General features: G+C 74.6%; 22 protein-coding genes. 11 read left to right on the top strand and 11 right to left on the bottom strand.

Features of this window, described 5'->3' with window-relative positions:
- Window positions 1–69: 69 nt before the first annotated feature.
- Window positions 70–1,314 (bottom strand): sensor histidine kinase, encoded by a 1,245-nt coding sequence (locus tag J4557_RS03685; protein WP_208264902.1) that lies wholly within the window; start codon window positions 1,312–1,314, stop codon window positions 70–72.
- The gene (locus tag J4557_RS03680; protein WP_208264901.1) at window positions 1,311–1,967 is read right to left on the bottom strand and encodes a response regulator transcription factor; all 657 of its coding nucleotides are present in this window, start codon (window positions 1,965–1,967) and stop codon (window positions 1,311–1,313) included. The genes J4557_RS03685 and J4557_RS03680 overlap by 4 nt, the downstream gene beginning before the upstream one ends.
- 168 nt (window positions 1,968–2,135) lie before the next feature.
- Between J4557_RS03680 and J4557_RS03675 the strand changes: the two genes are divergently transcribed.
- The 7 genes from J4557_RS03675 to J4557_RS03645 all read left to right on the top strand — a co-directional run bounded on the left by J4557_RS03675 (window position 2,136) and on the right by J4557_RS03645 (window position 7,295).
- Window positions 2,136–2,648: a hypothetical protein gene (locus J4557_RS03675; protein ID WP_208264900.1), complete on the top strand. Its 513-nt coding sequence runs from the start codon at window positions 2,136–2,138 to the stop codon at window positions 2,646–2,648.
- Window positions 2,645–3,781 carry a peptidoglycan-binding protein gene (locus tag J4557_RS03670; RefSeq protein ID WP_208264899.1) on the top strand — a complete coding sequence of 379 codons (1,137 nt, stop codon included), beginning with the start codon at window positions 2,645–2,647 and terminating at the stop codon, window positions 3,779–3,781. Before J4557_RS03675 ends, J4557_RS03670 begins: the two co-directional genes overlap by 4 nt.
- Window positions 3,778–4,476 carry an ABC transporter ATP-binding protein gene (locus J4557_RS03665; RefSeq protein ID WP_208264898.1) on the top strand — a complete coding sequence of 233 codons (699 nt, stop codon included), beginning with the start codon at window positions 3,778–3,780 and terminating at the stop codon, window positions 4,474–4,476. Before J4557_RS03670 ends, J4557_RS03665 begins: the two co-directional genes overlap by 4 nt.
- The gene (locus J4557_RS03660) at window positions 4,473–5,723 is read left to right on the top strand and encodes an ABC transporter permease (protein WP_208264897.1); all 1,251 of its coding nucleotides are present in this window, start codon (window positions 4,473–4,475) and stop codon (window positions 5,721–5,723) included. The genes J4557_RS03665 and J4557_RS03660 overlap by 4 nt, the downstream gene beginning before the upstream one ends.
- 42 nt (window positions 5,724–5,765) lie before the next feature.
- Entirely contained in the window at window positions 5,766–6,425 is a 660-nt protein-coding gene (locus J4557_RS03655) for a TetR/AcrR family transcriptional regulator (protein ID WP_208264896.1), read from the top strand.
- The gene (locus J4557_RS03650) at window positions 6,422–6,829 is read left to right on the top strand and encodes a hypothetical protein (protein ID WP_208264895.1); all 408 of its coding nucleotides are present in this window, start codon (window positions 6,422–6,424) and stop codon (window positions 6,827–6,829) included. Before J4557_RS03655 ends, J4557_RS03650 begins: the two co-directional genes overlap by 4 nt.
- Window positions 6,830–6,926: 97 nt before the next feature.
- Complete coding sequence (locus J4557_RS03645) at window positions 6,927–7,295, top strand: group I truncated hemoglobin (protein WP_208264894.1); 369 nt, start codon at window positions 6,927–6,929, stop codon at window positions 7,293–7,295.
- A 55-nt stretch (window positions 7,296–7,350) separates the two neighbouring features.
- Here J4557_RS03645 and J4557_RS03640 read toward each other — a convergent pair whose 3' ends face one another.
- From J4557_RS03640 to J4557_RS03630, 3 genes are read right to left on the bottom strand one after another with little or no spacing between them, the layout of a single operon-like run.
- Window positions 7,351–9,153 (bottom strand): choline/carnitine O-acyltransferase, encoded by a 1,803-nt coding sequence (locus J4557_RS03640; protein WP_208264893.1) that lies wholly within the window; start codon window positions 9,151–9,153, stop codon window positions 7,351–7,353.
- Between the two features lie 54 nt (window positions 9,154–9,207).
- Window positions 9,208–10,017, bottom strand: coding sequence for a class I SAM-dependent methyltransferase (locus J4557_RS03635; RefSeq protein ID WP_208264892.1), 810 nt, complete (start codon window positions 10,015–10,017; stop codon window positions 9,208–9,210).
- Window positions 10,018–10,064: 47 nt separating this feature from the next.
- Window positions 10,065–10,949: a HalD/BesD family halogenase gene (locus J4557_RS03630; RefSeq protein ID WP_208264891.1), complete on the bottom strand. Its 885-nt coding sequence runs from the start codon at window positions 10,947–10,949 to the stop codon at window positions 10,065–10,067.
- A gap of 262 nt (window positions 10,950–11,211) precedes the next feature.
- Here J4557_RS03630 and J4557_RS03625 point away from each other — a divergent pair, with 262 nt between their 5' ends.
- From J4557_RS03625 to J4557_RS03615, 3 genes are read left to right on the top strand one after another with little or no spacing between them, the layout of a single operon-like run.
- A complete protein-coding gene (locus tag J4557_RS03625) occupies window positions 11,212–13,020 on the top strand; it encodes a serine/threonine-protein kinase (protein ID WP_208264890.1) in 1,809 nt (602 codons plus the stop codon).
- A 28-nt stretch (window positions 13,021–13,048) separates the two neighbouring features.
- Entirely contained in the window at window positions 13,049–13,555 is a 507-nt protein-coding gene (locus J4557_RS03620) for an MSMEG_6728 family protein (protein ID WP_208264889.1), read from the top strand.
- 49 nt (window positions 13,556–13,604) lie between these two features.
- Window positions 13,605–14,861, top strand: coding sequence for a PP2C family protein-serine/threonine phosphatase (locus tag J4557_RS03615; protein ID WP_208264888.1), 1,257 nt, complete (start codon window positions 13,605–13,607; stop codon window positions 14,859–14,861).
- A 54-nt stretch (window positions 14,862–14,915) separates the two neighbouring features.
- On the opposite strand, the gene J4557_RS03610 is transcribed toward J4557_RS03615, so the two are convergent.
- The gene (locus J4557_RS03610; RefSeq protein WP_243775206.1) at window positions 14,916–15,929 is read right to left on the bottom strand and encodes an alpha/beta hydrolase; all 1,014 of its coding nucleotides are present in this window, start codon (window positions 15,927–15,929) and stop codon (window positions 14,916–14,918) included.
- A gap of 506 nt (window positions 15,930–16,435) precedes the next feature.
- On the opposite strand from J4557_RS03610, the gene J4557_RS03605 reads away from it, so the two are divergent.
- Entirely contained in the window at window positions 16,436–17,284 is an 849-nt protein-coding gene (locus J4557_RS03605; RefSeq protein WP_208264887.1) for an AfsR/SARP family transcriptional regulator, read from the top strand.
- A gap of 120 nt (window positions 17,285–17,404) precedes the next feature.
- Here the strand turns inward: J4557_RS03605 and J4557_RS03600 are convergent, their stop codons facing one another.
- From J4557_RS03600 to J4557_RS03580, 5 genes are all read right to left on the bottom strand, one after another.
- Window positions 17,405–17,872 carry a S26 family signal peptidase gene (locus J4557_RS03600; protein ID WP_208264886.1) on the bottom strand — a complete coding sequence of 156 codons (468 nt, stop codon included), beginning with the start codon at window positions 17,870–17,872 and terminating at the stop codon, window positions 17,405–17,407.
- Window positions 17,869–18,396 carry a MauE/DoxX family redox-associated membrane protein gene (locus J4557_RS03595; protein WP_208264885.1) on the bottom strand — a complete coding sequence of 176 codons (528 nt, stop codon included), beginning with the start codon at window positions 18,394–18,396 and terminating at the stop codon, window positions 17,869–17,871. The genes J4557_RS03600 and J4557_RS03595 overlap by 4 nt, the downstream gene beginning before the upstream one ends.
- The gene (locus J4557_RS03590; protein WP_208264884.1) at window positions 18,381–20,261 is read right to left on the bottom strand and encodes an ABC transporter ATP-binding protein; all 1,881 of its coding nucleotides are present in this window, start codon (window positions 20,259–20,261) and stop codon (window positions 18,381–18,383) included. Before J4557_RS03590 ends, J4557_RS03595 begins: the two co-directional genes overlap by 16 nt.
- Complete coding sequence (locus tag J4557_RS03585) at window positions 20,258–20,803, bottom strand: TlpA family protein disulfide reductase (protein WP_208264883.1); 546 nt, start codon at window positions 20,801–20,803, stop codon at window positions 20,258–20,260. The genes J4557_RS03590 and J4557_RS03585 overlap by 4 nt, the downstream gene beginning before the upstream one ends.
- Window positions 20,804–20,891: 88 nt before the next feature.
- Window positions 20,892–21,077 (bottom strand): hypothetical protein, encoded by a 186-nt coding sequence (locus tag J4557_RS03580; protein ID WP_208264882.1) that lies wholly within the window; start codon window positions 21,075–21,077, stop codon window positions 20,892–20,894.
- Between the last annotated feature and the right edge of the window lie 40 nt (window positions 21,078–21,117).

Genomic DNA, 21,117 nt, shown 5'->3' with positions numbered 1-21,117 from the left:
CCCGGCACGTCCGGGCATCCCGCCGGGACGGACACCGAGCGGGCCGTCCGTGGTCGCCATGGGACGCGGTCAGGGCGGGGCGGCGGGGAGGGTGACGGTCACGTCGAGGCCGCCGTCGGGGCGGGGGCGGGCGGTGACCTCGCCGTCGTGGGCGCGGACGATCGACTGCACGATGGACAGGCCCAGGCCCGCGCCCTTGGCGGTGACGACGCGGTCGGCGTCGAGGCGGCGGAACGGCTGGAACAGGCCCGGCACCTCGTAGGACGGGACGTGCGGGCCCGAGTTGGCGACCTCCAGGACGGCGCGCCCGTCGCGCGTGCCGGACGTGACGCGCACCCACCCGCCGTCCTCGCCCGTGTTGTGCCGGATGCCGTTCTCGACGAGGTTCTCCACGACGCGTTCGAGGAGCAGCGCGTCGCCGCTGGTCATGGCCTCGCCGGGCTCGGTCTTGACGGTCACGCCGGCCTGCTCGGCCTCCGGCGCGGTCCGCGCCGCGACGTGCGGGACCACGTCCGCGAGGTCGACCGGGGCGCGGCCGGTGATCTCGTTCTCCGAGCGGGCGAGCAGCAGCAGCCCGCCGATCAGGCGCTCGTGCCGCGAGGTGATCTGCAGGAGGTCCTCGCCGAGGCGGAGCACGTCCGGGGACGCCGTCTTGCGGTGCATCGCGACCTCGACCAGCGCGCGGCTCAGCGTGAGCGGGGTGCGCAGCTCGTGCGAGGCGTTCGCGACGAAGCGGCGCTGCCCGTCGAAGGAGCGGTCGAGCCGCTCGACCATCGTGTCGAAGGTGTCGGCGAGCTCCCTGACCTCGTCTTGCCGGCCGCGCAGCGCGATCCGCTCGTGCAGGACGCGGTCGGCGGCGGGCGCGCGGGCGATCCGCCGCGCGGTCTCGGTCACCCGGTGCAGCGGCGCGAGGACGCGTCCGGCGATCAGCCAGCCGAACGCCATCGCGGCCCCGCCGACGACGAGCAGCGCGATCGAGCCCTGCGTGACCAGGGACTGCGTCGCGGCGGCGCGCAACTCGTCGTGCTGCTTGCGCGCCTGCGTCTCCAGGTCGATCGGCGAGATCGACGCGTCCGAGCTCTCACGGGGGGCCGCACTCCGTTCCACGATGGTCCGGCCGGCGCCGGACGGGTCCTTGTCCTGCGTGACGCTGGCGAGGACCCGCGTCCCGGACCGGTCGAGCTGCTGCGTGAACAGCGCGTACGTGGCGCCGAGCAGTACCAGGCCGGCGGCGAAGAACAGGCCGCCGTAGGTCAGCGTGAGGCGGGCGCGCAGCGAGACCCGGCGCGGCCGCCCGATCGCGGGGATCTTCACGGGATCCGGTACCCCGCTCCCTTGACGGTCTCGATGACGGGCGGCTCGGCGAGCTTGCGGCGCAGCTTCAGGACGGTCAGCCGGACCGCGCCGGTGAACGGGTCGGCGTGCTCGTCCCACGCCTTCTCCAGCAGCTGCTCGGCGGACACGACCGCGCCGTCCGCGCGCAGCAGCTCGGCCAGGACGGCGAACTCCTTGCGCGCCAGCGGGACGTACCGGCCGTCGCGGAACACCTCGCGGCGCGCCGGGTCGAGGGTGATCCCGGCGCGGCACAGCGTCGGCGGCGCGGCGGGCCGGGACCGGCGGCCGAGGGCGAGGACGCGGGCGGCCAGCTCGGCGAACGCGAACGGCTTGGTCAGGTAGTCGTCGGCGCCGAGGCCGAGCCCGGCGACCCGGTCGGTGATCTCGGCGGCGGCGGTCAGCATCAGCACCCGCGCCGCCGCGCCCGCCGTCACCAACTCCCGGCAGACGTCGTCGCCGTGCACGACGGGCAGGTCCCGGTCCAGCACGACGACGTCGTAGTCGTTGACGCCCGCGCGTTCGAGGGCGGACGCCCCGTCGTGCGCGAGGTCGACGGCGTGCGCCTCGTCCCGCAGCCATTCCGCGATCGCGTCCGCGAGGAGCCGCTCGTCCTCCACCACCAGCACCCGCATGCCGTTCCCTTCGCCAGGTCCTGATCGCCGATGGTGCCGGGCGGTGTGTTTCCTCGCCGTAAGGGGCCGAGGCCGGGGCGGGGGGAAACGGTGGGGAAACGTGCCGCCGCGTTGCATCGCTGCTCGTCCGGCCGGAGCACGTCCGGCCGCCGAACGAGGGGACGAGACATGCGACTGCGCACCCAGGGCGCCCTTGCGGCGCTGCCGCTGGTGATGGCGCTCGCGCTGACCGGCTGCGGGTCGAAGGACGGCGGGGACGGCGGGGTGGCGTCGGCGGGCGGCGGCAAGCAGCCCACCGCGTCCAAGAGCGCCGACCCGCAGAGCATGGGGGTGAAGTTCGCCCAGTGCATGCGCGAGCACGGCGTCCCGATGGACGACCCGCAGGGCGGGCGCATGACGCTGAAGTTCGACGGCAAGACGCCGAAGGAGACCGTCGACAAGGCGCAGGAGGCGTGCCGGCAGTACAACCCGATGGAGAACGGCGCCGCGAAGCCGGATCCGAAGATGCAGGAGCAGGTCCGCCGGTTCGCCGAGTGCATGCGCAAGAACGGCGTCGAGGACTTCCCCGACCCGAAGCCGGGCCAGCAGGGGATCGTCATGGACAAGAAGCTGTCCGAGGACCCCGATTTCAACAACGCCCAGCAGAAGTGCAAGGACATCATGGCGGGCGGCCCGAAGTGACGGCCCTGGAGGAGCGGGCGCCCGGGGAGCGGGCGCCCGAGGACGGGGGGCGCCGCGCGCGGCGGCGCCGTCCCGGCAGGCGGGCCGTCCTCGCGGCGGCGGCCGCCGTGGCCGTCGCCGGCGGTGCGGCCGCCGTCGCGCTGAACACCGGAGGCGGCTCCGGCGAGGACCGGGCGACCGCCCTTCCGCCGAACACGACGCAGGTCACGCGGCAGACGCTGAAGGACGAGCAGACCGAGGACGGCTCGCTCGGCTACGGCCCCGCCTACACCGCGACGAGCCGGCTCCAGGGCACGCTGACCACGGTCCCCGAGAGCGGCGACGTCATCAAGCGGGGCCAGGCGCTGTACGAGGTGGACGGCGATCCGGTGGTCCTCATGTACGGGTCGAAACCGGCGTACCGCCCGCTGCGGATCGGCACCGAGGGATCGGACGTCGAGCGGTTCGAGAAGAACCTGAAAGCGCTCGGCTATGACGGATTCACCGTCGACAAGGAGTACACCGCCGACACCGCCGACGCCGTCGAGAAATGGCAGGACGACCTCGGCCTCGACGAGACCGGAACGGTCGAGCTGGGCCGGGTGGTGTTCGCGCCGGAGCCCGTCCGGATCGACAGCCTGCAGGCGAACGCCGGGGACCCGACCGGGCCCGGCCGGAAGGTGCTCACCTACACCGGCACCGACAAGGCCGTCACCGTCGAGCTGGACACGACCGACCAGCGGATGGCCCGCAAGGGCGCCGCGGTCGAGGTCGCGCTCCCCGACGACACGACCGTGACCGGAAGGATCGACGAGGTCTCCACGGTGATCCAGCCGGGCGAGGGGCAGGGCGCCGACCCGTCCACGAAGGTGGAGGTGACGATCTGGCTGCGGTCGTCGAAGGCGCGCAAGGCCGCGGCGAGGTACGCGCTCGCCGCCGTCGACGTCACCTTCACCGCGGGTGCCCGCAAGGAGGTGCTGACGGTCCCGGTCACCGCGCTGGTCGCGCTGTCGGAGGGCGGCTTCGGCGTCGAGGTCGTGAAGGGCTCGACGTCGTCGTACGTCCCGGTGAAGACCGGGCTGTTCGCCGACGGGCGGGTCGAGGTGTCCGGCGCGGGCGTCGCCGAGGGCACCGTCGTGGGGGTGCCGAAATGATCGAGCTGCGCGAGGTGACCAAGGAGTACCCGGGCGGCGTCCGGGCGCTCGGCGGGGTGTCGCTGCACGCCGGCGCCGGCGAGCTGGTCGCGATCGTCGGGCCGTCGGGGTCGGGGAAGTCGACGATGCTGAACGTGCTCGGCACCCTGGACCGGCCGACGTCCGGGACGGTCCGCATCGACGGGTACGACGTGGGGCGGCTGCCGGACGCGGCGCTGTCGGCGCTGCGGGCGAGCCGGATCGGGTTCGTGTTCCAGCAGTTCCATCTCGCCGCCGGGACGCGCGCGCTGGACAACGTCGCCGACGGGCTCCTGTACTCGGGGCTGCGGCCGGCCGCGCGGCGGCGCCGTGCGGCGGACGCGCTGGAACGGGTCGGGCTCGCGCACCGGATGCACCACGAGCCGCACGAGCTGTCGGGCGGCGAGCGGCAGCGCGTCGCGATCGCGCGGGCCGTCGCGGGGGAGCCGGCGCTGCTGCTGGCGGACGAGCCGACGGGCGCGCTGGACTCGGCGTCCGGCGACGGGGTGATGGCGCTGCTGCGCGAGCTGCACGCGTCCGGCACCACCGTCGTGATCATCACGCACGACCGGGAGATCGCGGCGGGGCTGCCGCGCCGGGTCCGGATGCGCGACGGCCTCGTGGTCGAGGACTCGGCGCTCCCGGCGCGGGCGGAGCCGGCGGAGGCGGCGCGATGACCGCCGGGACGCTGCGTCCCGGCCGACCGGGTGCCGAGCGGCCGCGTCCGGCCCGGCTGCGCCCGGCCCGGCTCGGGCCGGGCGACGTGGTGAAGGTCGGCGCGGTGGGCCTGCGGACGCGGCCGATGCGGGCGTTCCTGTCCGCGCTCGGCATCGCGATCGGGATCGCCGCGATGGTCGCGGTCGTCGGGGTGTCGTCCTCGTCGCGCGCCGACCTCGACCGCGCGCTGGCGGCGCTCGGCACCAACCTGCTGACGGTCACGCCCGGTAACACGCTGACCGGCGGGCAGGCGCAGCTCCCGCTGGAGGCCGAGGAGATGGTCGGGCGGATCGGGCCGGTCGAGGAGGTGTCGGCGGTCGGGCTGCTGGACGGGGCGAAGGTGTACCGGAACGGGAAGATCCCGAAGGCGCAGACCAACGGGCTCGCCGCCTACGCGGCCCGCACGGACCTGCGCGCCGCGACCGGCGCGCGGCTGCGCAGCGGGGTGTGGCTGACCGCGGCGACGCAGGACTTCCCCGCGGTGGTGCTCGGCTCGTCCGCCGCGGACCGGCTCGGCATCGGGCACGCCGGGACGGACGTCCAGGTGCTGATCGGCGGCAAGTGGTTCACCGTGGTCGGCATCCTCGAACCGGCGCCGCTCGCGCCGGAGCTGGACTCGGCGGCGCTGGTCGGCTGGCCGGCGGCGCAGGCGCGGCTCGGCTTCGACGGGCACCCGACCACGATCTACACCCGGTCGCGGGACGCGAGCGTCGAGCAGGTCCGGGAGGTGCTCGGCGCGACCGCGAACCCGGAGGCGCCGAACGAGGTGCAGGTGTCGCGGCCGTCGGACGCGCTCGCCGCGAAGAAGGCGGCGGGAGAGGCGTTCACCGGGCTGCTGCTGGGCGTCGGCGCGGTGGCGCTGCTGGTCGGCGGGGTCGGGGTGGCCAACACGATGGTCATCTCGGTGCTGGAGCGCCGCGCGGAGATCGGGCTGCGCCGCTCGCTCGGCGCGACCCGCGGCCAGATCCGCACCCAGTTCCTCGCGGAGTCGCTGCTGCTGTCGGCGCTCGGCGGGCTCGGCGGCGCCGCGATCGGCGCGCTCGTCACCGGCGGCTACGCCGTGTACCAGGGGTGGCCGATCGTGATCCCGGCCTGGGCGGTGCTCGGCGGCGTCGCCGCGACGCTGGTCATCGGCGCGGTCGCGGGCCTCTACCCGGCGATCCGGGCGTCCCGCCTGTCGCCCACGGAGGCGCTGGCGGCTCCCTGAGCCGATTGACATAGTGAGCACTATCTGAATATGGTTTGCTATGTGGATAGCGACAACGATGAGAAACCGAGGCGGCTGACCCGCGCCGAGGCCAAGGCGCGCACCCGGCGGCGGCTGCTGGACGCGGCGGCGCGCACCTTCGCCCGCAAGGGGTACGCGGGGGCGTCGGTCGAGGAGATCGCCGAGGCGGCGGGCTACTCGATCGGCGCCCTGTACTCCAACTTCGGCGGCAAGGAGGAGCTGTTCCTCGAGCTGATGGCCGGCGGCGCCAGGGCGCGGGTCGAGCGGGGAAGGCAGACGGTCGACGCCGTGCAGGCGGGGACCGAGGATCCCGAGACGGCGCTCGGCCGGTTCTTCCTGGAGGCCGCCGACAAGGACGACGACCTGCCCCTCCTGCAGGCCGAGCTGTGGCTCTACGCCATGCGGAACCCGCAGCTGAGGGAGGCGCTGGCCGCCGCTCAGCGCGAGCCGCAGGAGGCCCTCGCGGAGCTCATGGAGCCGGTGCTCGAGCGCGTCGGCGCCTCCGGCCGGGTCCCCGCCTCCACCGTCGCCACGGTCGCGAGCGCGATGTTCCAGGGCCTGCTGCGGCAGCGCCGCCTCGACCCGTCGAGCGTGCCGGACGACCTGCTCCGCCAGGCGATGCGGTGGCTGTTCGTCGGCATCGCCAACACCCCAGGCCCGTCGACCGAGGAGCGGCCGTGACCCGCCAGGACCTTTCCCTTCCCCGCCGCGCCGGCGCGCCGGCGACCCCGCGGCCGGTCAAGCGGGTCTACCGGATGGCGGGCCTGATCATGGGCGCCGTCTGGGCCTGGAACGCGGGCGAGCCCGTGTGGGAGCACGCGCTCAAGTTCGGGCTGCTGCTCTTCGTCGGCGCGCCCCTGCTGCACCTCGTCCAGAAGCGCCGCACGGCGGGACGCCCGCAGGCCGGGCCGCGGCTCTCGCTCGCCCGCGCGGTCGCCGCCAAGGGCGTGCTGCTCGCCGTCGCGCTCCTCGCCTCGTACCTGCTGAGGTCGACGCCCCACGGCGACCTCTACGTCGCCGCCGGGCTGTTCGCCGCCATCGCCGGCATCGGCCCCCTCGTGCACCGCCACCTCATGACGGGCTGACGCCCTCACCGGGCCCGTGACGCGCCGTGCGCGCTTCGTACCGCAGCGCTAACGGTCCCGCAACGGCGGCGAAAAGGCCGGACGCTGTGCTCGACGCATGAGCATCTACGACTCCATCGGGGGAGAGGCCGCGCTGACCGCCGTGGTCGACGACCTGTACGTCCGCATCCTCGGCGACGAGGAGCTGAAGGGCTTCTTCGCCGGGACGAACCTCGCCCGGTTGAAAGGCCGCCAGGTCGAGTTCTTCGGGCAGGCGCTCGGCGGGCCGATGGTCTACGGCGGAGCCTCCATGAAGGACGTCCACCTCGGACGCGGCATCGAGCGCGCCCACTTCGACAAGGTGGCGGGCCACCTCGTGGCCGCCCTCGCCGCCGCGGGCGTCCCGGACGCCACCATCGCGGAGATCGTCGCGGTGGTGGCGCCGCTCGCGGACGACATCGTGAGCGGCGCCGTCCCCGCCGGGTAGCCGCGCCGGGCGGGCGCGCTCCCGGCCGGGGAACGCGGCCCGCCGGGCGGGCGCGCTACGCGTCGAGCAGGTCCTGCAGCTCGCGGACGGCCTCGCGGAGCCGGTCGGCGAAGTCGTACATCGCGTCCGCGACCGGCTCCGGCGTGCTCAGGTACAGGTTGAACCGGTCGGGCAGCAGCACGTAGGCGACGCCGATGCACTGCTCGCTCGTCGACCCGAACCCGAAGTACCGGATGTTGACCGACGGCGCGGAGCTGGTGCTCAGGTAGTCGTCGCGCATCGTCACCCAGCCGGGCGAGTCGAACAGCGCGAGGTGCTCGGTGACGCCGAGCTCCGCGCCGCGCCGCTTCTGGATCAGCTGGAGCTCCCACAGGTGCTGCTCCGGCGCGCGGCCCGCCTGGCAGTCCTTGGCGCGCCGGACGTGCGCCTCGGCGGCGGCGCGGAACGCGGCGCGGCGGGCGCCGGCGTCCGCGCCCGGGTCGTCCATCGCCGCGACGAACCGCAGCACCTCCGGGGTGACGACCCGCATCGCCTCGGTGCGCCCGTTGCGGTACTGGCGGGTCGCGATCGACTCGTAGGTGGCGCCGGTGAGGCCCTTCGCCCGCCTGTGCGCGAGCTGGTACGCCATCTGGACGAACGCGTCGGGGGAGGTCTTCAGCGCCTTGGCGCGCTCGGAGCCGAAGTCGTCGAACGACACGCAGGTCGTGGCGGTCGCGGCGCCGTAGGCGGCGAAGGCGGCGGCCGCGTCCCGGACGTCGGCGCGCAGCGCGTCGTCCAGCGCGAACTCGATCGCCTCGGTCACCGGCAGGCCCTGCGACCGGGCCCCGGACCGCCGCGCGTGCGCCTCCGGGGACTCGCCGAGCAGCGCGTCCACGAAGCTGAGGATCGTGGTGCCGTCCAGCCCGCAGTGCTCCACGTTGATCCCGGCGGTGCCGTCGGCGAAGACGACCAGGGAGACGGCCTTGTCGAACCAGCGGTTGCCGCTGTCGCCGTGCAGCAGGTTGTCGCACGCCTCCAGGTCGTTCCTCGGCGCGACGTCCTCCAGGCAGACGCAGAACAGCGCGGTCTCGACGGCGTCCAGCGCCCGCGCGTTGGCGGGGTCGGCGGCGAGCAGCGCCTCCCGGCTCGCCGCCCACTCGGCGCGCGCCTTGGTGGTGAGGTGCCCGGCGGACGGCTCCGGCGCGGGCTCCGCCTTCATGATCGTGCCGAGGCCGGCGACCAGCTCGTCCAGCGCGTGCGGGACGCCGTCCGGGCCGATCACGTCCATCCGGACGATGTTGCCGCGGTAGAACACGACGATGTGCCTGGCCTGCGACGGACCCGGCCACTCGGCGCTGTAGGGGGCGCGGACGGTGTCCTGCTCGGCGCCCGGGATGCGCGTGGTGGAGAACAGGTACTTGTTCTGCTCCATCGACAGCGGCGCGCCGCGCTGCAGGACGGGCGGGATCCGCTCGGCGTCCAGCAGCAGCTTGTAGTCCAGCGCACCGGCGATCAGCCCGGCCGCGCGCTCCAGCTGCCGCTCCCCGGTGTCCTGGAACAGGAAGAAGAAGTTCGCGTTCAACGCGATCCGGTCGCGCCGCCCGAGGTAGCGGTACGGCCAGAAGGTGTCCAGCCAGCTGCGCACGCCGGGCTCGGCGTCGTAGCGCTCCAAGGCGGCGTGCAGGGCGCGGCCCGGGCCGTCCGGACGGGCGAACGCCTCCACCGCCGCGCGCGTCTCCGCCAGCTCCGCCTCTGTCAGCAGCGGCGCGCACCACTCCAGGAACCGCGTGCAGGTCTCGTCGAGCGCGGGGAGCGGCACCCGGGGCAGCGCGTCCTCGTTGCCGAAGGTGCGGGCCGACGGTTCAGGGGTGGCGTTCAATTCGTCCCTCGTTCTCCGTGCCCGGGCGTTCCGCACGCCCGGGGCCGATGGTGGTCATTCCCCGCGCGGGCGCGACACGTACAGGCCCGCGTAGAGCCAGCCCCCGTCCTCCAGCCCGGACGGGTCGACGCCGGCGTCCGCCAGCGTGTCCAGCACGAGCGCCTGCTCCTCCGTCGCGAACCGCCGCTGCCGGAACAGCCCGTCGCGGCGGACGGTCTCGTACCCCGCCGCCGCCAGCGTGTCGGCGACCGGGTCGAACGGGAACATGCGCAGGATGAAATGCGCCATCCACGGCCGGCGCCCGCCCGCGGCCTCGACGACGCGCGCGATCGTCCGGTCGGTGACGTAACCGAGGCAGCCGGTGGAAATGACGAGATCGGCGCCGGCCAGCCGCGCGGCCTGCTCCTCCGTCGGATCGCGGTCCTCGAGATCGGCGTGCACGGCGCCGTCAAGGAAACCGGCGTCGAGCGCATAGGAGAGCGCGTTCCCGGACGCGTCGAGACCGACGAAGCGGACGCGATTCGCACCTTCATGGGAACGGACCAGCTCACGGTCGCGGGACAGGAGCGCGCCGTGGGTGAGCCGTTCGGCGTCGCGGCCGCCGTAGCGATCGTACAGCTCCGCCATGGTGACGCCGTATTTCAGCAGCGCCGCGTTGATGCCGTACGAGCAGCCGATGTCCACGACCGTCGGAACCGGCACGCCGCGGGCCTCCCGGTATTCGGCGATGAGCCCGGAGAAGTGCGGCTTGGCCAGTTCGGGGATGTTGTACTCGAGGCCCCGCAGGGTGCTGAAGTAGGCGCGCGGGTCGGGCTCGGTGTAGATGTGGTCCAGCGAGATCTTTCCGGTCGTGTCGCCGCGCACGTCGCGGTCCTTCCTGGAGAAGGCGGATGGGCCGGGCGTTCCTCGCCTCAGTCGAGCAGCGCGTCCACCCGGACGGCGCGTCCCTCCGCCGCCAGGTGCTCCGGCAGCACCCGGCCGAACAGCTGCCGGGTCCGCGCGACGCTGCCGACCACGCCGGGGCGCTCGCTGTAGGCGAGGATCGCGGTGTGCCGCGCGATGTCCCCGCGCACCTCGCTGACCCGGTGCAGGGAGTAGCGACCCTTGAAGAGCTGCAGGTCACCGGGCCGCAGCACCAGCCGCCGCACCAGCCGCCCGCCCTGGCCGGTGAGGACGGCGCGGACGTCGGCGAAGTTCTCGTCCGCGGCGGACCGGATGTTCGGGCAGTACTCGAAGACGCCGCCGTCCTGCGGGCGCTGCGTCAGCAGGCTCACCGTGAACTCGTTGGTGTCGAAATGCCACGGGTGCTCCATCCGGGGATTCACCACGTTCAGGCACAGCCCGGACAGCGGATCGCCCAGTTCGTGGACGCGCGGCAGCCCGAAGCAGGCGGCCACGAACCGCTGGAAAAGGGGATCGGAATAGAGCCGGTGGACGATCAGGTCCCGCGGGATGAGGTCGCGCGCCACGAACGCGTTCCCGCGCTCGACGGTGATACGGCCCGGATGGTCGTCGGGCAGCGGCGTGCCGATGTCGATGTTGTAGGCGTTCACCGTTTCGACGTCGTAATGAGCGTCCGGTGCGATGGCGGCGCATTCGGTCCGCAGCCGCTCCTGCAATGCGCCGCGAATGAAGTCCGGAAGCACGCAGCACCCGGAATTCGCCAGCTCCTCCCGGACCCGGGAAACGACGGCGGTCCAGCCCGGGCCGTCCGGCTCGTCCAGCGGATAGAGATCGGTGTCGACCAGTTCCGTGCCTGCCGCCCGGCCGGCGGCCCGAGCCTCCACTGCGCCCATGAAGATCCTTCCGCGTGGCGAACCCCACCCGGGTTTTAGCACATTCCCCCTGCGCATTCATGGCCGTGCTTTCCCGGCGGCTTTGTCAGAATTCGATAGGCCCGGTCGGTGACCTGTGCCTTCGAACGGTCCACTGCCCGCGCCGGCACACTGTCCGATGTGTCCCATATCACCCCCTGATCGCGGCCGGCCCGAACCTTCGCCCGGGTGACGGCGTCATCGACGGTTGGGACACTGGCCCACTACTTCCCCGGGAGGGTGCATGGCGGACTGGCGGCTGACGGGCTTCGTCGAGGAACGCGAGCTCGGCCGCGGCGCGCAGGGCCGCGTCGTGCTGGCCCGGCACGCCGGGACCGGCGCGCCCGTCGCGATCAAGTACCTGACCGGCGGTGACCCGGCGGCCGTCGCCGGGCTGCGCGCCGAGGCGCGGATGCTCGGCCGGCTGACCAGCCCGTACGTGGCGCGGCTCTTCCGCTTCGTGGAGAGCGGCGACGGCGCCGCGATCGTGATGGAGGCGGTGAACGGCGCGTCGCTGAAGGCGGTGCTGGCCGAGCACGGCCGGCTCGCGCCGGAGGCGGCGCTGACCGTGCTGAAGGGCTCGCTGCTCGGGCTCGCCGCCGCGCACGCCGTCGGCGTCGTCCACCGCGACTACAAGCCCGCGAACGTGGTCGTCCGGCCGGACGGGCTGAGCAAGCTGGTCGACTTCGGCGTGGCCGTGCTGGCCGGGCAGGGCTCGGCCGCCGGGACGCCCGCCTACATGGCGCCCGAGCAGTGGCGCGGCGAGGCCGCCACCCCCGCGACCGACGTGTACGCCGCGACCTGCGTGTTCGTCGAGTGCGTGACCGGGCGGCGGCCGTTCGCGGCCGGGGAGCGCGCCGCGCTGATGAACCGGCACCTGTCCGCCGCGGCGGACGTGGCGGACGTCCCCGAGGCGCTGCGCCCGCTCGTGCTCAAGGGGCTGGCGAAGCAGCCGGGGGACCGCCCGCCCGGCGCCGCCGCGTTCGTCGGCGAGCTCGAGTCGGCGGCGGTCGCCGCCTACGGGCCGGACTGGGAGCAGCGGGGCGTCCGGGCCCTCGCGGCCGCCGCCGTCGCGCTGGCGGCCCTGTTCCCGCTGGGCGCTCTCGCGGTCGCCCCGGGCGCCGCCGCCACCGGCGCGGGCGCCGCCGGGACCGCCGGGACCGCCGGGACCGCGGGTGCCGCCGGGACGGGCGGTGGCGTGTCGGCCGGCGCGGGATCCACGGGCGCGGCCGTCGGCAAGGGCTTCCTCGCCACCGCCGCCGGCAAGGGCGCTCTCGCGGCGGCGGGCGCCGCCGTCGTCGCCGCCGCGGCCGGGGGCGCCGTCTACGCGACGAAGGACACGACCAAGAAGCCGCCGAAGGACCATCCCGTCCTGGCCCTCGCCGCCCAGAACGAGACGATCCCCGGCACGTCCGTGAAGGTGGACGGCGCGCGGTACGCGACCGTCACCGGCCTGCACGACGCGGCCCTCCAGCGCCGCATCAACGCCGAGCTCCGCGCCCCGCTCGACGACCTGATCGCGCTGGCGAAGGACAGCCGCAGGCAGGTCGCCTGCGGGAGCACCCCGACCACCGTGACCGTCCAGACCCGCGTGGGGCTCAACGGGCCGCGCCTGGTCTCCGTCCGGTACTTCCAGATGTCCGACTGGTGCCACAAGGCCGACGGAGCGCCCGGCGGCGAGGCCGTCACCGTCGACCTGCGCACCGGGCGCCGGCTCACCGCGTCCGACGTCTTCCGTCCCGGCACGCTGACCGCGGCCGGAGCGGGGACGCTCTACTCCCGGCTCGTCCAGCGGGACGGGCGCCCGTGGGCCGACTGCTCCGGGGGCAGGACCTGGCAGCCCGCCGACTTCCAGCCCACCCCGCCCGAGGGCCTGTACCGGGGCGCCTCGCACACCCCGCCGCGCCTGAGCGCCTTCCTCACCCCGTCCGACTTCCAGCTCGCCTGGTTCACCTCCGGCAGCGACGGCTGCGGCAACCTCGACTTCGGCGCCCCCTACGCCAAGATCCGCGACCTGCTGAAACCCGGGTTCGCCGCCCTCCTGCCGAAGTGACCGGCCGGGCACCGGGTACGGGAGGGAGGTGCAGACCTTCCTGCCGTACCCGGACTTCGCCGCCGCCGCCCGCGTCCTCGACCCGCGGCGGCTCGGCAAGCAGCGGGTGGAGGCGCTCCAGGTGTTCCGCGCCCTCACCGTCCCCGGATACGGCTGGCAGCGCCATCCCGCGGTGCTCATGTGGACCGGGTACGAGGAGGCGGTCGTCCGCTACGGCCTGGAGATCTGCGCGCGATGGTGCGCGCTCGGCCGCGCCGACACCTGCGCCGCGACGATGACCGCCGAGCTCGCCGCCGGAGGAGGCCCCGCGCGGGCGCGCGACCAGGAGGCGCTGCGGCGGGCCGATCAGCTGCCGCCCTGGCTCGGCGAGCCCGCGTTCCACCGCAGCCACCGCTCCGCGCTCGTCCGCAAGGACCCGGTCTACTACCGTCCGCTTTTCCCGGAGGTTCCCGACGATCTCCCTTACGTCTGGCCGCGCTCGGACCGCCCACGTCCGGAGCGTCCCGGGGGTCATACCGGCGCAGATGGGGGGTAGGCCCCTCACCAGGAGGCAAGCCAGGGCGGGCCCTAGCCGGAGGTACGCGATGAACGCCGAAGGACGGCCGGACGGCCGCCCGCGCGGCGGGCGGCTGCTGTGCGACGTGCTGGCCGCCAGCCACGTGATCTCGCTGGAGCAGGTGCCCGACATCGTCGCCGAACACGCCGCGCGCGCGGGCCTCGCCGACGTGCGGATCTACGTGGTGGACCTCCAGCAGCAGGTGCTGCGGCTGCTCACCGGCCGGGGCGAGGACGCCGGCCGGGCGTCCGGCCGCGATCCGGAGGAGATCCGCGTCGAGGGCACGCTGGGCGGCCGCGCCTACCAGAGCGTGGAGACGGTGACGGGGCACCCCGAGGGGGACGGCGCCCACCACCTCTGGGTGCCGATCCTGGACGGCACGGAACGGATCGGCGTCCTGCGTGTCACCGTCGATCCGGGCGACGAGGAGGCCGCGTCCGCCGCCGAGTGCCTCGCGGGCCTGGTCGCGCTGATCGTCGTCAGCAAGGGGCCTGCCAGCGACTCGTTCGCCCGGCTCGTCCGCAGGCGGGACATGACCGTCTCGGCGGAGCTCCAGTGGCGGCTGCTGCCGCCCATGACGTTCTCCAACGACGCGGTGGTGATCGGCGGAGCGCTGGAACCGGCCTACAAGCTGGGCGGCGACACCTTCGACTACGGCCTCGCGGGCGACATCGTCCACCTCGCGGTCTTCGACGCGATGGGCCACGACACCTCGGCGGGCATCACCGCGAGCCTCGCGATCGCGGCGCATCGCAACAGCCGCCTGCAGGGCGCGAGCCTGGTGGAGAGCGGCCGCGCCATCGAGGAGACGCTGATCGAGGAGGACGAGTCGGACCGGTTCGTCACGGCGGTCCTCGCGGAGCTGGACACGAGGACGGGCGAGCTGTCGTGGATCTCGCACGGCCACCCGGCGCCGGTGGTGATCCGCGGCGGCCGCTGGGTGACGACGCTGGACTGCGAGCCCGGTCACCCGCTGGGCACCGACCTCGGCGTCGAGCCGAGGGTCTGCCGGGAGCAGCTCGAACCCGGCGACCGGCTGCTGCTCTACACCGACGGCATCGTGGAGGCGCGCGACCCGAACAAGGAGGAGTTCGGGCTCGTCCGGTTCGTCGACTTCATCATCCGCGCCAACGCCGACCGCCTGCCGGTCCCCGAGACGCTGCGCCGCCTCGTGCACAGCATCCTGGTGCACCACGAGGGCCGCCTCGACGACGACGCCACCGTCCTGCTGCTGGAGTGGCACGGCTCCGGCGGCGCCCCCCGCGCCGTCCCCGGCGCCGGTTGACCCGGGCCGGGGACGGGGCGTCCGATCACGACACGCCGGTCACGAGACGCCGGATCACGAGACGCCGAGGGCGCGCATCAGCATCGGGTAGGCGTCGTGCAGGTCCCGCTGCCAGTACGGCCAGGAGTGCTGGCCGTCGAAGAAGCGGGCGGTGACGGGGATGCCGAGGGCGTCCAGCCGGTCGACGAAGGCGTGCGAGACGTCGTTCGCCGCCGCCTCGACGGGGTCGGTGAACGGGAGCCCGCCGAGCGACCCGGCCGTGCCGTTGCCGCTGGCCACGTACAGGCGCACGCCCGCGAGCCGTCCGGCGAGGTCGGTCGGGTTGTGCGCGTGCCAGATCGCGGCCTGCGCGTCGGGCGCGCCCCAGACGCGCCGCCAGTCGGTGCCGGGGCAGGAGAAGGACGGGCCCCAGCCGATCGAGTCGTCGCCCGGCGTGTAGCCGTAGAGGGTGTCGACGTAGCCGCTGAAGGCGGCGGCCGCCGCGAACATTCCGGGGAAGCGGGCGGCGTACAGCATCGCGCCGAGACCGCCCATGGAATTGCCGGCGATGACGCGGCGGCCGTTCGCCCGGTAGCCGTTCTCCAGGATGGTGCGGAGCTCCTTCATATGGAAGGTCTCCCATTCGGGTGATCCGCCGTTTCCGTAGTTCCACCAGTCGGAGTAATTGCCGCAGCTTCCGCCTTCCGGCATGACGACGATGACGGGGGAATCGGCGGTGAGGGCGGCGACGTCGGTACCGCGCGTCCAGGCGGTGTAGTCGTCGACGCCGCCGTGCAGCAGCCAGAGGGCCGGCCAGGTGCGGCCGGCGTTCTTCGACCATCCCGGCGGGACGAGGAGGCGCACCTTCTCCTGCGCGTCCATCGCCGGGGACTGGACGGTCAGGTCGATGGTCCGCGGCGCGACCGTCGTCTCCGCGATCACTTTCGCGCCGGTCACGGCGCCGGTCGCGCCGGTCGCGGCGGCGGGACGGGCGGCGGGGACGGCCACGGCGAGCGCGGCGGCCAGGACGAGGGGGAGCAGCAGGGCGAGGGACCCCGGCCCTGCGACGGGGGTGGAGCGTCGGAGCAATGACGGGCCTTCCGGGCATGCCGGCAGGGTGGGCCGGCCGGAAAAGGGGGAGCGCCGTTGTACGGCGAATGCGCGCAGCGCGGCGAAGGGCGGGTCGCGCTCCCGCCGGCTGCCTTCGGGCCGTTAGGCGGCCCGGTACCGATGTGCGTTCCGAGATTGGGGGATTCTGCTCCTTACTCCGAGTAGGTTCCCGTTTCGGGTACGTTCCAAGCATTGCCCGGGAATCGCGGAGAAGATTGTTTTCCGTGGACGCGCCGGGCCGGACGCCCTTTCGGGTGCCCGGCGCGGGCCCGGTGGTCGTCCGCCGGCCCGCCCGGGGCGTCCGGAGTCCCGCGCGGTGACGGCGGAGAGCGGGCGATGCGCCCCGCGGCGGAGAATGTAACGATTGTGTGACGGCCGATTGACAGTGAGATAGATCATGAACGTACGCTCATGGGAGCGCTCCCACGATCTCCCGTCGACATGTCGCGCCCGGCTCCCGGCGGCCGCGAGGCAAGGAGGGCACGATGGGCCTGCAGTTCGACCTGCTCGGACCCGTGCGGGTACGCCAGGGCGACCGGCTGCTCGCGCTCGGCTCCGCCAAGCAGCGCATGCTGCTCACCGCCTTATTACTCGAACCCGACCGGACCGTCTCGCTCGAGTTCCTGACGCGCGCCTTGTGGGACGAGGCGCCCCCCAAATCCGCGATCTCCAACCTGCGCACCTACGCCAACCAGCTGCGGCGCGTGCTCGCCGACTCCGCGCCGCGGCTGATCGCCCGGCGCCCCGGCTACGCGCTGGCCGTCGAGCCCGGCGAGCTCGACAGCGCCCGGTTCCTCCACCTGCTGCGGCTCGGCCGCGCGGACCTGGCGGCGGGCGCGCCGCACCGCGCGGCCTTCGGGCTGGAGGCGGCGCTCGCCCTGTGGCGGGGCCACGCGGCCGAGGACCTGCCCCGCACGCTCGCCCTCGCGCCCCGCCTGCAGGCCCTGGACGACCTGCGCGGATCGGCCGTCGACGCCTACGCCGAGGCCCGCCTCGCCCTCGGCGAGAACGACGCGGTGGCCGCCGAACTGCCCGAGCATCTCGCCGTGCACCCCACCCGCGAACGGCTGTGGGCGCATCTGATGGTCGCGCTCTACCGCTGCGGTGACGCGGCCGGTGCGCTGGCCGCCTACGCCCGGGCGCGGGACGTCCTGGTGAACCAGCTGGGCGTCGATCCCGGCCCCGAGCTCGTCGCCCTCCAGCAGGCCGTGCTCAAGCGCGATCCGAAGCTGGACCGGGCGCCGGAGCCCCGGCTCAAGGTGCCATCGCGATGGCGCGCACGCGGCGTCCACCGCGGCCTTCGCCCCCTGTACTGGCAGACCCGCCATGCGTGAGGCGCGGCCCCGGCCCGGCTGGAGCGCGGCGCCCGCGCGGCCCGGCCGGCGCACGCACCGACCGCGCGGGCCGGCGGGGCGGCGGGGCGGCGGGGCGGCGGGGCGGCGACGGACGGCGCGTCAGCGGAGGCGGCGGACGACCACGCCGAGCAGGGCGTCGGCGGGCAGCAGACCGAAGTGCCGCGAGTCGACGCTCTGCGCGGGGTTGTCGCCCAGGACGGCGAGCCGCCCCTCCGGGACGGCCGCGCCCGCGCCCGACGGGAGCGCCTTGCGCACCGGCGCGGGGACCGGCTCACCCGGCACGGCGGCGGCGCGCTTGACGATCCAGCGCAGGTCGGCGGGAGCCCCCGGACCGAACTCGCGCCAGTAGGGGCCCTCCAGCACCACGAGCCGGTCCGTGTCGACACGGGCGAGCCCGGTCCGGCGCACCAGGAGGCGGTCGCCGGGCGCCAGGGTGGGAACCATACTCGTTCCGTACACCTCGACCACCGTGAATCGCCGTCGCAGAAGCAGCACCAGCGCTCCTACGGCGGCGGCCACACCGAGCACGCCGAGCACGGCGGCGGTGGGCCAGCCGAGCGTGCTCATGACCGGAACAGCTCGATGATGTCGTCGGCCGCCAGGACCAGCAGCGCGACCAGGGCGCCCGCCGCGACCGCGAACAGCGCACCCGTCGCGTCGGGAAGGCGGGGCGTCCCGGACAGCGTGGCGCCGAACCCCGCCAGCGCGGCCGCGGCCAGCGACAGGTTGCGCACGACCTGGCGCGGGCCCAGCGGCGTGTCGGCGTCGCCGAAGCAGGCGCATGGCGCCCGGTCGCCGTGCGCGAGCGCGCGGACGATGGCCGCCGTGAACGCCGCCAGGAGCGCCGCCGCGAGCGCGAACCCGAACGCGGCCGTCGCGGGCAGCACGAGCAGCACGACCACGGCGGCCTCGGCACCGACCACCGCGGCGGCGATCCACCGCGTTCCCGCGGCGGCGGACGAGCCCGGTGCGAGCCGGGCCGTCGCCGCCGTGAACCGCGCGTAGGCGTCCCTCCCGCGCAGCTTGCCGACCGCCGACGCCACGAAGACCAGCGCGAGCAGGACCCGCAGGGCGGTCACGACCTCGTCCACGACATCTCCTCCTCCTGCCGGTATCCGTCGGCCTGGAGCTCGAACAGCCGCGCGTACTCGCCGCCCTCGGCCATCAGCTCGGTGTGCGTTCCGCGCTCGACGATCCGTCCGTCCCGCAGCACGACCAGGGTGTCGGCGTCGCGCACCGCGCTCAGCCGGTGCGAGATGAGCAGGCTCGTCAGCCCCGCGCGGTGCTCGCGCAGCCGGGCGTGGACGTGGTGCTCGGCCTCGGCGTCCAGGCCGGAGCTGGGTTCGTCCAGGATCAGCAGGTCGCGGCCGTCCCGCAGGAAAGCGCGGGCCAGGGCGAGCCGCTGCCACTGCCCGCCGGACAGCGGCACCCCGGGTTCGGCGTCGCCGTCCGCGCCGCCGGCGAAGGCCCGCGTCAGCAGCGTGTCGTAGCCGCCCGGCAGGTCGCGGACGAAGGCGTCGGCCCCGGCCCGTTCGGCCGCCGCCCGCACGAGCTCCAGGTCGTCGCGCCGCTCCAGGTCGCCGAGCCCGATGTTGTCGGCGGCGGTGAGCTCGTACTCCATGTAGTCCTGGAACACCACGCCGATGCGGCGGCGCAGCTCCGCAGGGTCCAGGTCGCGCAGGTCCACGCCGTCCCACCGGATCGCGCCCCGTTCCGGGTCGTAGAACCGGCACAGCAGCTTCACCAGGGTGCTCTTGCCCGCGCCGTTCAGGCCGACGAGGGCCGTCGCGCGCCCGCACTCGATGGTGAAGCTCACGTCGCGCAGCGCCCACGGATGCTCGGGGGAGTACCGGAACCAGACCCCGTCGAACTCGATGCGGCCGGTCAGCGGCCCCGGGACGGCGGGCCGCTCGGCGACCGCCAGGTCCGGGCCGGCGGCGGTCACCGCGCGGTAGTGGCCGAACAGCAGGAGCTGCTGGTGGGCGACGGTGAGCTGGGTGACGAGCTGCGCCCCGGCCGCCTGCGCCCCCGCGAGGGCGGCGACCAGCAGGCTGACGTCGCCGACGGTGATGCGGCCGCGCCACGCCTCGGCGAGCGCCCAGGCGAGCCCGGCCCCGGCGACGCCGGTGGACAGCACCGCGAGCCCCGCCTGCGTGGCCAGCTCGCGGCGGTCGGTACGGCGGCGCGCGGCGTCGGCGGTGCGCCGCTCCCCGTTCATCAGCGTCCGGAAGTGCCCCGCCGCACCGAACAGCCGCAGTTCCTTGGCCGCCCTGACGGTGGTGAGCAGCTCCCGGTAGAAGAACTCGCGCCGCTCGGCGGGGCCGATCGCCAGCATCATCGCCGCCCAGCGGCGCGACAGCCGGAACTCGGCCGCCAGGGCGGGGACGGTCGCCAGCACGACGGCCAGGGCGAGCCACGGGCCGACGGACAGCAGCGAGCCGAGGAACCCCGCGAGCGTGATCGTCCCGCTGACGGCGGTGAGCGCGCTGCCGACGACCTTTCCCGGCGCGCCGCCGCCCGCCTGCTGGGCGAGCCGCAGCCGGTCGAGGAAGGCGGGGTCCTCGAACGGGCCGAGGCCGACGAACCGCTCGGTCGCCCGGAAGACCCGGTCCTGGGCGAGGAACCCGACCCGCCGTTCGAGCTCCTGCCGCAGGTAGCGGGTGACGTGCTGGGTGAGGCCGGCGGCGGCCCCGGCGAGCACCAGGCCGGCGCCGGCGGCGGCGAGCCGGGCTCCGCCGCCCGCCCCGCCGCCCGGCCGCTCCGTCAGGACGTCGACGGCCACCTTGGTGAACCACGCGATGCACACCGGCGCGGCGGCCTGAGCCAGCGTCAGCGCGGCGAGCAGGAGCGTCAGCGCCCGGCCCGCCGACCAGGCCAGCGCGGCCGAGCCGGCGAGCCCGCCGAGGAGCTCCCGCGCCCGGCGGGCGCCGGCGGCCGTGTCGCGGCGAGGCGTCATGCCGGGACGGGGGAGCGGTCGGACGGCAGGCCGGTCTCGACCACCCGGCCGGTCTCGTCCAGGACGCAGAACGTGGGGAGCCCGCGGACGGCCAGCGCCTTCGCGATCCCGGTGCGGTGCGGTTCGACGACCACGCGCGCGACGCCGCCGAGCCGGTCGCGGTAGGCGGACGCGTCCTCCCCCTCGCCGGCGGCGATGACGGCGAGGACCCGGTCCCGTCCGCCGGGGAAGGCCGCGGCGTCCGCCAGGAAACCGGGCATCCGCTCGGTGCAGGCGTCGCAGCTCGGGCTGAAGAACCCGACGAGGGTGCGGCCGGTCAGCGCGTCCCGGCTGACGGGTTCGCCGGCGGTGTCGACCGCGTCGAACGGCGCGGCGACCTCCCCGGCGGGGAGCATCGGCGGGCGGTCGGCTCCGCCGGCGGCGGACGACCGGGCGAGGACGGCGGCGTGCTCGCGCAGCTTGCGCATCACGCCGAGGGTGAGCACCAGGTCGAGCAGGCAGACGGCTCCGACCAGGGCGACGAGCGCGGTGAGGAAGGGCATGGGGACCACCTTTCGCGAGGCGGCGGCCGGGCCGCTGGGGAGCGTCTCCCGGCCGCCGCTCAACCGATGACGTGCCTGGCCGTGCGGGTCAGCAGACGTAGACGCAGCTGCAGGAGGTACCGCTGCCGGAGAGGTAGCAGCACTTCTTCACCAGGCACTCGATGCCGCAGGGCCCGTCGTTCCAGCACCAGTAGCCGGTGCTGGCCGCGGCGCGCGTCTGCGGGACCAGCCGGGTGAGCATCCGCTCGCCCAGCGCCTCGATCTTTCCGAGCATCCTCGGCTCCTTCCGTTTCGGGGGACGGAGGCGACGCTAC

The sequence above is a fragment of the Actinomadura nitritigenes genome, from assembly GCF_017573545.1.
Classification (GTDB): domain Bacteria; phylum Actinomycetota; class Actinomycetes; order Streptosporangiales; family Streptosporangiaceae; genus Spirillospora; species Spirillospora nitritigenes.
Note: the sequence above shows the minus strand (reverse complement) of the source record. Positions and strands in the feature narration are given on the sequence as shown.

What these genes read in the sequence shown, in the direction of transcription:
- J4557_RS03680 (WP_208264901.1), bottom strand. Translation starts at nt 1,967, where the DNA reads ATGCGGGTGCTGGTGGTGGAGGACGAGCGGCTCCTCGCGGACGCGATC.
- J4557_RS03675 (WP_208264900.1), top strand. Translation starts at nt 2,136, where the DNA reads ATGCGACTGCGCACCCAGGGCGCCCTTGCGGCGCTGCCGCTGGTGATG.
- J4557_RS03665 (WP_208264898.1), top strand. Translation starts at nt 3,778, where the DNA reads ATGATCGAGCTGCGCGAGGTGACCAAGGAGTACCCGGGCGGCGTCCGG.
- J4557_RS03660 (WP_208264897.1), top strand. Translation starts at nt 4,473, where the DNA reads ATGACCGCCGGGACGCTGCGTCCCGGCCGACCGGGTGCCGAGCGGCCG.
- J4557_RS03645 (WP_208264894.1), top strand. Translation starts at nt 6,927, where the DNA reads ATGAGCATCTACGACTCCATCGGGGGAGAGGCCGCGCTGACCGCCGTG.
- J4557_RS03630 (WP_208264891.1), bottom strand. Translation starts at nt 10,949, where the DNA reads ATGGGCGCAGTGGAGGCTCGGGCCGCCGGCCGGGCGGCAGGCACGGAA.
- J4557_RS03625 (WP_208264890.1), top strand. Translation starts at nt 11,212, where the DNA reads ATGGCGGACTGGCGGCTGACGGGCTTCGTCGAGGAACGCGAGCTCGGC.
- J4557_RS03615 (WP_208264888.1), top strand. Translation starts at nt 13,605, where the DNA reads ATGAACGCCGAAGGACGGCCGGACGGCCGCCCGCGCGGCGGGCGGCTG.
- J4557_RS03605 (WP_208264887.1), top strand. Translation starts at nt 16,436, where the DNA reads ATGGGCCTGCAGTTCGACCTGCTCGGACCCGTGCGGGTACGCCAGGGC.
- J4557_RS03600 (WP_208264886.1), bottom strand. Translation starts at nt 17,872, where the DNA reads ATGAGCACGCTCGGCTGGCCCACCGCCGCCGTGCTCGGCGTGCTCGGT.
- J4557_RS03590 (WP_208264884.1), bottom strand. Translation starts at nt 20,261, where the DNA reads ATGACGCCTCGCCGCGACACGGCCGCCGGCGCCCGCCGGGCGCGGGAG.
- J4557_RS03585 (WP_208264883.1), bottom strand. Translation starts at nt 20,803, where the DNA reads ATGCCCTTCCTCACCGCGCTCGTCGCCCTGGTCGGAGCCGTCTGCCTG.
- J4557_RS03580 (WP_208264882.1), bottom strand. Translation starts at nt 21,077, where the DNA reads ATGCTCGGAAAGATCGAGGCGCTGGGCGAGCGGATGCTCACCCGGCTG.